The sequence below is a fragment of the Pleomorphomonas koreensis DSM 23070 genome, assembly GCF_000425185.1.
GTDB classification, from domain to species: domain Bacteria; phylum Pseudomonadota; class Alphaproteobacteria; order Rhizobiales; family Pleomorphomonadaceae; genus Pleomorphomonas; species Pleomorphomonas koreensis.
The window spans coordinates 25,321-35,807 of record NZ_AULH01000026.1; the positions used below are offsets into that span (position 1 = coordinate 25,321).

General features: G+C 71.7%; 9 protein-coding genes. 2 read left to right on the top strand and 7 right to left on the bottom strand.

From position 1 onward, the window contains the following. Window positions 1–24 precede the first annotated feature (24 nt). The 7 genes from H512_RS24855 to H512_RS24860 all read right to left on the bottom strand — a co-directional run bounded on the left by H512_RS24855 (window position 25) and on the right by H512_RS24860 (window position 9,045). Window positions 25–984, bottom strand: coding sequence for an aldo/keto reductase (locus tag H512_RS24855; RefSeq protein ID WP_053240040.1), 960 nt, complete (start codon window positions 982–984; stop codon window positions 25–27). Between the two features lie 41 nt (window positions 985–1,025). Continuing rightward, the gene (locus tag H512_RS0118405; RefSeq protein WP_026784690.1) at window positions 1,026–2,162 is read right to left on the bottom strand and encodes a GNAT family N-acetyltransferase; all 1,137 of its coding nucleotides are present in this window, start codon (window positions 2,160–2,162) and stop codon (window positions 1,026–1,028) included. Between the two features lie 69 nt (window positions 2,163–2,231). Continuing rightward, window positions 2,232–4,184 (bottom strand): Fe(3+)-hydroxamate ABC transporter permease FhuB, encoded by a 1,953-nt coding sequence (gene fhuB / locus H512_RS0118410; RefSeq protein WP_026784691.1) that lies wholly within the window; start codon window positions 4,182–4,184, stop codon window positions 2,232–2,234. After that, complete coding sequence (locus tag H512_RS0118415) at window positions 4,181–5,029, bottom strand: ABC transporter substrate-binding protein (RefSeq protein ID WP_026784692.1); 849 nt, start codon at window positions 5,027–5,029, stop codon at window positions 4,181–4,183. The genes fhuB and H512_RS0118415 overlap by 4 nt, the downstream gene beginning before the upstream one ends. A gap of 8 nt (window positions 5,030–5,037) precedes the next feature. After that, on the bottom strand, window positions 5,038–5,823 hold the full coding sequence (locus tag H512_RS0118420; RefSeq protein WP_026784693.1) for an ABC transporter ATP-binding protein: 786 nt from the start codon (window positions 5,821–5,823) through the stop codon (window positions 5,038–5,040). Window positions 5,824–5,839: 16 nt separating this feature from the next. Next, on the bottom strand, window positions 5,840–7,978 hold the full coding sequence (locus H512_RS0118425; protein WP_026784694.1) for a TonB-dependent siderophore receptor: 2,139 nt from the start codon (window positions 7,976–7,978) through the stop codon (window positions 5,840–5,842). Between the two features lie 86 nt (window positions 7,979–8,064). Further along, complete coding sequence (locus H512_RS24860; protein WP_053240041.1) at window positions 8,065–9,045, bottom strand: helix-turn-helix domain-containing protein; 981 nt, start codon at window positions 9,043–9,045, stop codon at window positions 8,065–8,067. A 373-nt stretch (window positions 9,046–9,418) separates the two neighbouring features. Here H512_RS24860 and H512_RS0118435 point away from each other — a divergent pair, with 373 nt between their 5' ends. After that, on the top strand, window positions 9,419–9,895 hold the full coding sequence (locus tag H512_RS0118435; protein ID WP_053240042.1) for a hypothetical protein: 477 nt from the start codon (window positions 9,419–9,421) through the stop codon (window positions 9,893–9,895). A gap of 7 nt (window positions 9,896–9,902) precedes the next feature. After that, window positions 9,903–10,487, top strand: a 585-nt coding sequence (locus H512_RS24865; protein ID WP_281170369.1) for a MotA/TolQ/ExbB proton channel family protein, incomplete at its 3' end; no start/stop codon positions are given.

Below are 10,487 nucleotides of genomic sequence, written 5' to 3' on the forward strand. Positions count from 1 at the left end.
GCTAAAGGCCGTGGGCGGGCGGCGTCAAGGGGCCGACAGGATATGCTCGGCGAGGCGTGCCGCCGCCGGGTCGGGCGGTTCGGCGGCGAGCCTGAGATTGCCCGTGAGATGGCCGGTCGAAAACATCGACGACAGCACCACGCCGTCCGGATTGACGGCGAAGGCCCGCCGCATCAAGAGCGTCGTCGCGATCCTCTCCGGCGGACCGGCATAGCCGGCGGCGGCCGCCTCGGCGGCAAGGTCGGGCCGGCTCCTCAGCCGGCTGATCATCCGGTCGCGGGCGCCGCCGACGCCGAGCACCGAATGGACGACGAAGCCGGCGGGCCGGGCCAGCGCCTGGCGCAGCGCCGAGAGCTGGCGGCCTTCGGGATCGTCGGCGATCTGGAAGAAGGTGAACATCGGCAGCGCCGCCGCCGTCAGCGCCGCGTCGAGCGAGCCGGCCATCGACAGGTGGCGGGCGTCGCCGCGCGCCAGAATCCGTTCGAGGGCGCGGAGCACGTCGTCGCGGTCGAGGTCGGCCGGGTCCGGATCGTGCAGGGCGAAGACGTCGAGCCGGTTGGTGCCGAGGCGCCTCAGCGAGGCGGCGATCGAGGCTTCGAGGAAGTCGCCGGTGAGCGCCACGCGCCGGTTGCGCGTCGCCTTGATCGTCCGGAAGCGGCGCATCAGGCCGCGCGCCACCTTCACCACCGGCCGGCCGAGATCGTAGGCAAGCCGGATCAGGCCGTTGTTGTTCGGCGGCACCAGGCCGGCCTTCGAGCAGATGCAGAGGTGATCGCGATGGGCGGCGAGGAAGGGGGCGAGGATTTCCTCGGCCCGGCCGGCGCCATAGGACGGGGCGACGTCATACCAGCTGACGCCCTGCTCGAAGGCCGCCTCCAGCATGCGCCGGCCCTGCCGGGGCGAGATGCGCGAGCCGAGCGAGGCGCAGCCGAGGCCGATCGGCGATGTCCTGATCTCCGTCCCCGGAATGGCAACCATCCGCATCGCCTGAACCTCCACGATCAGCCGCGTCGAGCGGCGTGTCCTCAACCGGCCTTGCCGCCCTTGCCGCCCTTGCGGTTGGCGGCTCTCGTCTCGGCGATGGTCTTCATGCGGGCGCGCAGGGCGATCTTCAGCCGCCACAGGAGATAATAGCCCCAGCCGGCCGGTGTCTTGGCAAACAGCGCGTCATAGAGCCCGACCTCCTGGCAACCGAACCGGCGCTTGTAGTCCATGTCGCCGATGGAGAGGTCGAAGCAGTCGTAGCCCTCGGCACGGAAATGCTCGATGACGTCGGAGAACAGCTGCAAGCCCGGCGAATAGGGCCGCCATGGGCCGAGCTTGGCGGCCGGCAGCATCGCCACCGCCCGCCGGCCGTCGGTGATGCCGAACAGGTAGGCGATCGGTTCGTCGTCGACCGCCAGCCTGGCGAGCCAGCCCCGGCAGTCGCCGCCCTCTTGGCGCATGAGGTCGAGATAGACGGCCGACCAGTCGTCCTCTTCGAGGATGTTGCCGCGGGCCTTTTCCTCGCTGCTCGTGACGCGCAGCGCCCGGAAGGCGGCAAGGTCGGCCTCGTCGATCGCCCCGCCCATGGCGATGGAGAATTGCCGCCGGTGCGCCTTTGCCAGATTCTGGGTGGCGCGGCGCAGGTTGCCGCGGAAGTTGGCCGGCCGGGCGGCGGCGATGTCGCTGGCGCTGCGGCCGGCGAGCGGCAACACCCAGGCCGACAGCCTGAGCCGGCCGGCGTTCGGCAGGCGGATGAGCGGATCGGGCATCTCGCCGAAGCGGTCCGGCATGCGGTTGCAGTAGAGAAGGTCGACCCCCGGCACGGCGGCGAGCACCGCCTTGACGAGGCCCGGCAGGTCGCCGACGGACAGCGAGGCGTCGAGCAGCGGCGCGCAATAGTCGACCGGCCGGATGTCGGTGCTGAGCCAGTCGAGGCCGTGCTTCCGCGTCCGCTGCATCGGGAACAGGGCGACCGGCCGGCCGTCCGGCGCCCGGACCAGCGCCACCACCGGCGTGGCGAGATGGTTGACGGCGAGCGCCCGGAAGACCAGGCGCAGAAAGCCGTGGCTCTGGAACGGCGTGGCGTTGTGCGGCCCGGCGAGCGCCGCCCACTCGCTTGCGAGATGATCGACGCCGTCGTGGATCTCGACACGCCAGCCGTCGCCTGAACGCCCCATTGCACCCTCGGTCTGCCCCGGACGGCGCCACTATAGCCATATCCCCGGCCGTTCGGAAACCGGCAGGTGTCAGGCGGCTCGCGCCCCGCCAGCGAAGCGGAACACCAGGTAGCCGCCGCCGATCAACGCCGCGAACAGTCCGAGCGGCAGCTGGTAGGGGAAGGCGACCATGCGGGCCAGCCAGTCGGCGGCGACGGTGAGCGCGGCGCCGGCCAGCATCGCGCCGACCAGCTGGGCGACCGGCCGTTGCAGGCCGAGCGTGCGCGCCAGATGGGGGGCGATCAGGCCGATGAACGACATCGGGCCGATGGCCAGCGTCGAGGCGGCGGTGGCGCCGCCGGCGATCAGCACCAGGCCGGCGCGCGTCCGCGCCGTGGCAAGGCCGAGCGAGCGGGCCACCGTCTCGCCGAGCGGCAGCAGGGCGAGCGCCCGCGCGTGGAGGAGGGCGAGCGGCGCGAGGGCCGCGAGCACCGCCGCCGTGCCGACGGCCGCTTCGATCGACGGCTCGACCGCCGCGCCGGCGATCCAGCCGAGCAGCAGGAAGCCGGCCGGGCTGCCGGTGGCGATCACCGACGTCAGCACCGAGGAGAGCAGGGCGCCGAGCGCGATGCCGGCGATCAGCAGCCGCTCGGCGCCGAAGCCGTGGCGGCGGACGAAGGCTAGGAGGAGGGCAAGCGTCAGCACGGCGCCGGCCATCATGCCGGCCGCCTGCGCTGCGACGCCGGCCAGCGGCAGGGCGAGCAGCACCGCCGCCAGGCCGACGCCCGCCCCGACGCCGACGCCCAGCACCTCGGGGCTGGCCAGCGGGTTGGCGGTGAGGCGCTGGATCACCGCGCCGGCCATGCCGATCAGCCCGCCGGCCGCCGCGAGAAGGGCGACGCGGGCGAAGCGCCAGGGGGCGGCGTCGAGAGACAGGCGCCAGCCGATGGCGTCGCGACCGGCGGTGAGCGCCAGGAGGAGGGTGACGGCGAGGATGCCGGTCAGCAGGAGAAGCACGCGACCGGCCGGACGGCGCGGCAGCAAGGCCGCTTTCGGCAGCACGTCGGGCCGGGTGAGGGTGGCGATGCGCGGCACCAGGGCGAGAATCAGCGGCCCGCCGATCAGCGCCGTCGCCGCGCCGGTGGGAATGCGGAGGCCGGTGAGATGGCCGGCCAGTTGCACGGCGCCGTCGGCGAGCAACAGCAGCAGCGCTCCGGCCAGCGGTGCCGCCAGCAGCCGGCCGGCCGACGAGCGGACGCCGGTCAGGCGGGCGATGAGCGGCGCGGCAAGACCGATGAAGCCGACGATGCCGATCTCGGCGGTGGTGGCGGCAGCGAGCCAGACGGCGAGCGCGATGATCATGAGACGCAGGACGCCGGCCGACAGCCCGGCCGCCTTCGCCTCGGCGTCGCCGAGCGACAAGAGGGCGAGCGGCCTCAGCGCCGCCGCCGCGCCGACGGCGACGACGGCGAAGCTGGCGGCGAGCCGCAGCACCGGCGCCCAGCCGTCCTGCGTGAGATCGCCGCCGCCCCAGATGAACAGGCCGGTCATGTAGTCGCCGCTGGCCAGGATGACGGCCGCCGCCGCCGCCGTGGCGGTCAGCGACACCATCATGCCCGTGAGAATCACCGACAGCGGCTCGAAACGGCGGCGGGCGGTGGCCGCGAGCACCAGCCCCGCGGCGGCGCCCGCGCCGAGGAAGGCGACGGCGACGGGATAATCGGCCGCCGCCGGCAGCGCCACGGCGACGACGACCAGGGCGAGGTGGGCGCCGGCGGAGAGGCCGAGCGTCGCCGGCTCGGCGAGAGGGTTGCGCAGCACCCGCTGCAGCAGCGCCGAGGCAAGGCCGAGTGCCGCGCCGGCGATCAGCGCCATGGCGAGGCGCGGCAGCTCGGCGCGGGCGACGAACACGGCGGCGAAGGCGCGGTTGCCGGCCGCCTCGCCCGACACGGCGGCGAGCAGCAGATGGTGATTGAGAAGCGCCAGCGCTGCCAGGATGGCGACAGCGGCAACGATGAGCGTAAGCCGTAGCAAGGCGTTCATCGCTCCGGCGCTCCCCCGGCGAGCAGCGCGGCGAAGCGCGTCGCCGTCGGCAGCCCGCCGAAATGGTCGAGCGGCGGCAGCAGGCGGACGCGCCCGGCCGCCACCTGCGGCAGGGCCTGCCAGAGGGCGTTGCCGGCCAGCGCCGCTTTGCCGCCCGGCGGCAGCGGGCCGACGACGAAAAGCTCGGCCTCCGCCTCGCGCGCCAGCGCTTCGAGGCCGACCGGCGCCGTCATGGAATAGCGGGTGTCCGAAAAGGCGTTGCGGTAGCCGGCCGCCGTCAGCACGCCGCCGAACAGCGTGTCGTCGCCGAAAAGCCGGACATGCCGCCGGTCGCCGAGGTTGACGGCGATCGCCGGCCGGCCGCCGGGCCGGCGGGCCTCGCGGAGCGTCGCGATGGCCGCGTCGAAGGCGGCGAGGAGGGCGTTCGCCGCGTCCACCCGGTCGAGGCGCCGGCCGAGCGCCTGCGTCGATTGGCGCAACAGCGGCAGGCACGGCTCGCCGGCGAGATAGACCGGCAGCGACAGCACCTCGGCGATGCGCTCGAAGCCGGGGCGGCGATATTCGTAGAAATTGGAGATGACGACGAGGTCGGGCGCCAGAGTCGACAGCAGTTCGAGGTTGGGGTTGCCGCGCAGGCCGATGTCGACGACGCCCTCGGGCACCGCCGGTTCGCCGACCACGCGGGCATATTGCCTGAGTTCGGCGGCGGCCACCGGCACGACGCCGAGGGCCAGCGTTGTTTCGAGAAGCGCCCAGTCGACGACGGCGACGCCGCCGGCGGCGCGGGCCGGAAAGGCGGCAAGCATCGCCATCAGGGCGAGGAAGCGGCGGCGTGTCGGCTGCATCCGGATCCTCAGCGCAGGAAGGCGAGGGCGGGGCGCGGCCCCTCGGCGGGCAGCACGTCGATCCGGGGGCCGAACAGCGGCCTCAGCACGTCCGGCCGCATCACCCCGGCCGGCGGCCCACGGAACACCAGACGGCCGCCGTCAAGCGCCAGAATCTCGTCGGCGACCCGCGCGGCCATGTTGATGTCGTGCAGCACGGCGACGACGCCGACGCCGCGCTCGCGGACGAGCGCGGCGATCAGGTCGAGGATGTCGGCCTGATGGCCGGCGTCGAGCGCCGAGGTCGGCTCGTCGAGCAGCAGCCAGCGGCTTTCCTGGGCCAGCATCATGGCGATCCAGGCGCGCTGGCGCTCGCCGCCGGAGAGTTCATCGACCGGCCGCCCGGCAAGGGTGGCGAGATCGCAGCGGTCGATCGCCTCGGCCACCGCCGTCCGGTCCTCCGGCGTGGCGCGGCCGAGCGCGCCATGCCAGGCGAAGCGGCCGAGCGCCACCAGCTCCCCGACGGTCATGCCGTCGGTCGCCGGTGTGAACTGCGGCATGAAGGCCACCTGGCGGGCGAAGGCGCGGGCACCGAAGGTCGAAAGGGCACTGTCGCCGAGCCGGATGCTGCCGGCGTCGGGGACAAGCTGGCGGGCGAGGAGCTTCAGCAAGGTGCTCTTGCCCGAGCCGTTGGCACCGACCAGGGCATGGAAGCGGCCGGCGGCGAGGCGGAGGCTCAGCCGGGCGACGATCGGCCGGCCGCCGGCCGAGAAACCGGCGTCGTCGACGAGGAAATCCGGTCCGCTGTGATCCATGCCCTGTCGCCTCTCCTTACCAGCTGAAGCGGCCGGTGAGCTTGATCACCCGCCCCTCGCCGTAGCCGCAGGAATAGGCGGTCTGGCAGGAGGCGACGTAATCGGTGTCGAAGACGTTGTTGACGTTGAGGTCGATGCCCCAGTTGTCGCGGCTGTAGCCGATCCTGGCGTCGGCGAGCAGCACGTCGGGCACCTTCAGCGTGTTCTCGTTGTCGGCCCAGGACGAGCCGACGTAGCGCAGGCCGCCGCCCACCGTGAAGCCCTCGAAGGCGCCGGTGGAGAAGGTGTAGTCGAGCCAGGCCGAGGCCATGATCTCGGGAATGACATAGGGCGTCTTGCCGATGATGGCGGCGTCGGCGTCCCTGGTGATGTCGACGTCCATGAAGGCGGCCGAGGCGGTGAGCTTCCAGGTGTCGGTGAGGTTGACCTTGGCCTCCAGCTCGACGCCCCTGGAATTGACCTCGCCGATCTGCGACTGGGCGTTCCACGGGCCGGTCAGCACGTTCTGCTTGGTCAGGTCGAACAGCGCCAGCGTGAAGAGACCGTCGATCCAGTCCGGCCGGTACTTGAGGCCGGCTTCGTACTGGTGGCCGCTTTCGGGCAGGAACACGCCGCTGCCGTTGGCGCCGAGCACCGGGCTGAAGAAGGTCGAGACGCTGGCATAGGGCGTGAGGCCGTTGTCGAACTGATAGGCGAGGCCGGCGCGGCCGCTCCACTTGCCGTCGTCGCCGGAATAGGCCGGCGTGCCGACGGCGTCGGTCCAGACGTGGTCGTAGCGGCCGTTCAGCGTGGCGAGCCAGCCGCCGCCGAAGGCGATCTGGTCCTGGGCGTAGATGCCGAGCTGCTGCTGGGTGAGCGTCTGGTCGATGTAGGGAACCGGCGCCGGCTGGGGCAAGCCGTAGACCGGGTTGGTGGCCGAGATGTCGGTGCCGGTCGACGACGCCTGCATCTGGTCGAGGTCAAAGAGGCGATAGTCGAGGCCGAACAGCAGCTTGTGGGCGAGCGGGCCGGTGTCCGCCTCGCCCTCGATGCGGTTGTCGGCGTTGATGGCGAAGGTCTTGCTGTGGTGGGCGAAATTGATGCGGGTCAGCGTGTCGGTGCCGGCGGCCGGCGAAAGGAGATAGCCGGAATAGCCGTAGGGATAGAGCGAGGCCTCCTTGACGTCGCTGTAGGCGATCCGCGCCGCCTGCATCGCCTTCCAGCCGTTGCCGAAGTTGTGCTTCAGCTCGTAGCCGAGGGCGCCCTGCTCGCGGTTGTAGTCGTCGATATCCGGCTCGGTGAAATTGGCGTCGCGGGAGATGTAGCCGAACGGGGCGGCCACCACGGTGCCGACATAGGGCAGGAAGGCGCCGCCGTTGTGCACGCCGTCGAGGTGGGTGTAGTTGGCGAGCACCGTCAGCTCGGTGGTGTCGCTGAGGTCGATCTTCAGGGACGGCGACACCGTGCCGCGGAACTTCTCCTCGAAGTCGGTGTAGCCGTCGCCGCCGGCGATGCGGCCGCTGATGCGGGCCGCCACCGTGTCGCTGAGCGTGTCGCCGATGTCGAAGCCGAACGAGGCGGTGCCGTTGTTGTCGATGCCGGCCTCGATCTTGCGGATGCGCTCGCCGGTCGGCCGCTTGGAGACCATGTTGATCAGGCCGCCGGGATTGCTGCCGCCGTAGAGCACCGAGGAGGCGCCGCGCAGCGTCTCGATGCGCTCGAGGTCGTTGCTGTCGGTGAGGAAGCCGCCGAAGGCGTAGCTGTAGTTCTGCAGCCCGTCGAGGTAGATGCCGCTCTGGGTGGCCTGGAAGCCGCGGATGAACAGCCAGTTGGTATCGGCATCCGGGCCGAACGGCTGGGCGAATACGCCGGGCGTGTAGCGCAGCGCCTCGTCGACCTGATCGGCGCCGCGGGCGTCGATCTCCTCGCGGCCCGTCACCGACACCGACTGCGGCACCTTGTCGATCGCCAGGTCGGTCTTGGCGCCGGCCGTGGTGGCCTTGGCGACATAGCCCTTGACCGGTGCCGTGCCGGAGGCGCCGGCCTCGCCCTTGACGACGATCTCGTCGATCTCGACGGCGGGTGCCGTCGATTGGGCGCGGGCGGCGCCGGCGAGCGGCAGGGCGGCGAGCGTCAGCATGAGGGCGCGGGTGAGGTTGGTGCGGTCGGACGGCATCGATCGGTTCTCCGGTGACGTCGACCGCGGCGCCTCGCGCCGGTCGGGCGGAAGCGCCGCGGTCGTTCCTGAACCGTCTGGATAGGTCAAGTCGCCAGTCGTCGATTGAACGAAGCCGGGGCGTTTGGAATGAAAGCGGGATCGAATCCTGTTCTTTCCACGGAGGATTTCCGCGCCGGGCCGTGCTGGGCGCGCTGCTCGCGCCGCCACAGCGCCGGCGTCTGGCCGGTCAGCCGGCGGAAGACGCGCGTGAAATGCGCCTGGTCGGAAAAGCCCATGTCGACGGCGATCGCCGACAGGCTGGCCTCGCCGCGCGCCAGCATCTCCTTGGCCGTCTCGACGCGGCAATGCAGCAGGTACTGATGCGGCGTCTTGCCGGCCGCCGCGCGGAAGGCGGCGCCGAAATGATCCGGCGACAGGCCGATCAGCGCCGCCAGTTCGGCGAGCGACAGGTTGCGGACGATGTTGGCGCGCATGTAGTCGACGACGCGGGCCATCTGCCGCCGCGACAGGCCGGCCTCCGGCGGCGGGTTCGCCTGGCGGAGGTCGAGGAGGTCGGTGAGGAGCGCCAGCACCAGGCTCTCGCCGTAGAGGTCGTCGCGGCGCCCTTCGGCGCAGTCGTCGGCGATCAGCCCGGCGAGGGCGGCAAGGCCCGGCGCCGAGAAGCCGAGCCGCGGCGACAGGAACTGGCAGGGATGGATGCGGCCGCCCGACTGGGCGGCCAGCGTGGCGATGTCGAAATGCAGGTCGAGGTGCCGCAATGCGTCGAGCCGGTCGACGAAGCTCTCGATCGGATAGCCGGCCGGCACGAAGCAGAACCGCCGCTCGCCGTCGAGCCGGTGCCGCCGCCCGGCCGCGTCGCGGATGTCGAGGCCGCCGTCGCCGATCTCGCCGAGCAGCGCGAACAGCCGCGGCGAGCGCGACACATAGGCGCCGCGGGCGCCGCTGTCGCAGCTGACGTCCCAGAGATCGGCGATGCAGCCGTTCCAGGCGCGCCAGCGCAGATCGCCCCTGACGGTGATGCCGGAGATGCTGCTGGTCATCTCCGGCCGAAAGTCGGTCCCCATGGGCTTTTCCCCGTTCCCTCTGCACGTGGTGATCACACGCTAAAAAATATGACTACGCAAATCAAGTTTATAGGTTTGAATACCGATGTCGCCGGAAATGCGCTGACAGTGAGAAGCGTTTGCAATAAGTCCGACACCGTTGTCTTTGAGGCAGATCACGTCGGGGCGTCATACCGGAGGCAGGCGCGGCCGCGGGATCGGCCTTTCGGACCGGACGACGGAGCGCCGGTCCGGCGGTCGTCCCGCCGCCGTCGCGGCCGTGGACGACGGCCGGACTCGACAAGCCGGCGCCTTCCGAAGAAAATATGTATGTGATACTCATGAAATCGCCGGCCGACGTCGATGCCGGCTCGCAGCGCGGAGTCCGAGGGCCATGCCGATGACCGTTTTCCTGTCCGTGCCGTATCGGCGCGCCGTCGCCGGCCTGCTGGCGCTCGCCGTTTCGGCCCCCTGTTCCTTCGCTCAATCGACCCCTCCTTCCACCGGCACCTTTTCCCTTGAGCTGAACCGGCTGGACGGCTTTGACGGCGGTTGCCGCGTGACGCTGGTGGAGAACAACGGCACGTCCTCGGCCTTCGCCTCGCTGAAGCTGGACCTGGTGGTGTTCGGCGGCGACGGCATCGTCGGGAAGCGGGTCGGCGTCGAGGCGGGGCCGCTGAAGGCCGGCCGTACCTCGGTCCGCACCTTCGACCTCAAGGGCCTTGCCTGCGACGGCGTCGGCCGCCTGTTGATCAACGACGTGCTGTCCTGCGAGGCGGAGGGGCTCGCCACTGATGCCGCCGATGTCCCCGGCGCCTGCCTCGACGCGCTGGAGCCGCGCTCGCGCGTCTCGGCCGCCTTCGACAAGTGAGGGCCGGATGAACCCCGATCCGGTCGCCGCCACCGCCGCCGTCGCCGCGCTGCCGCACGACCTCACCCCGCTCGGCATGTTCATGGCCGCCGATCTCGTCGTAAAGGCGGTGATGGCCGGCCTGCTGCTGGCCTCGCTCGTCACCTGGATCATCCTGTTCGGCAAGGTGGCGGAACTCGCCGCCCTCGGCCGGGCCGCCCGGCGCGGCGTGGCGGCGGTGGCGAGGGAGCCCGGCATCGCCGGCCTCGCCCGCCGGCCCCGGCTGCCGCGACCGCTCGCCCTGATGCTCGGCGAGATCGGCGAGGAGATCGCCCAGACCGGCATCGGTCCCGGCGCCGCCCCGGCCTCCGGCCTGGTCGAGCGGGTGCGCTCGCGCCTTGCCCGCCTGGAGGCGGCCGCCTCCCGTCGCGCCATGGCCGGCACCGGCCTTCTCGCCACCATCGGCTCCACCGCCCCGTTCATCGGCCTGTTCGGCACCGTCTGGGGCATCATGAACGCCTTCGTCGGCATCTCCGAAAGCCAGACCACCAACCTCGCCGTGGTGGCGCCGGGCATCGCCGAGGCGCTCTTGGCCACCGCCACCGGCCTCGTC

Bases quoted from the DNA above. Each gene is read 5' to 3' on its own strand.
- H512_RS0118435 (WP_053240042.1), top strand. From the start codon at position 9,419: ATGCCGATGACCGTTTTCCTGTCCGTGCCGTATCGGCGCGCCGTCGCC.
- H512_RS0118415 (WP_026784692.1), bottom strand. From the start codon at position 5,029: ATGCAGCCGACACGCCGCCGCTTCCTCGCCCTGATGGCGATGCTTGCC.
- H512_RS0118420 (WP_026784693.1), bottom strand. From the start codon at position 5,823: ATGGATCACAGCGGACCGGATTTCCTCGTCGACGACGCCGGTTTCTCG.
- H512_RS24860 (WP_053240041.1), bottom strand. From the start codon at position 9,045: ATGGGGACCGACTTTCGGCCGGAGATGACCAGCAGCATCTCCGGCATC.
- H512_RS0118425 (WP_026784694.1), bottom strand. From the start codon at position 7,978: ATGCCGTCCGACCGCACCAACCTCACCCGCGCCCTCATGCTGACGCTC.
- H512_RS24855 (WP_053240040.1), bottom strand. From the start codon at position 984: ATGCGGATGGTTGCCATTCCGGGGACGGAGATCAGGACATCGCCGATC.
- H512_RS0118405 (WP_026784690.1), bottom strand. From the start codon at position 2,162: ATGGGGCGTTCAGGCGACGGCTGGCGTGTCGAGATCCACGACGGCGTC.
- fhuB (WP_026784691.1), bottom strand. From the start codon at position 4,184: ATGAACGCCTTGCTACGGCTTACGCTCATCGTTGCCGCTGTCGCCATC.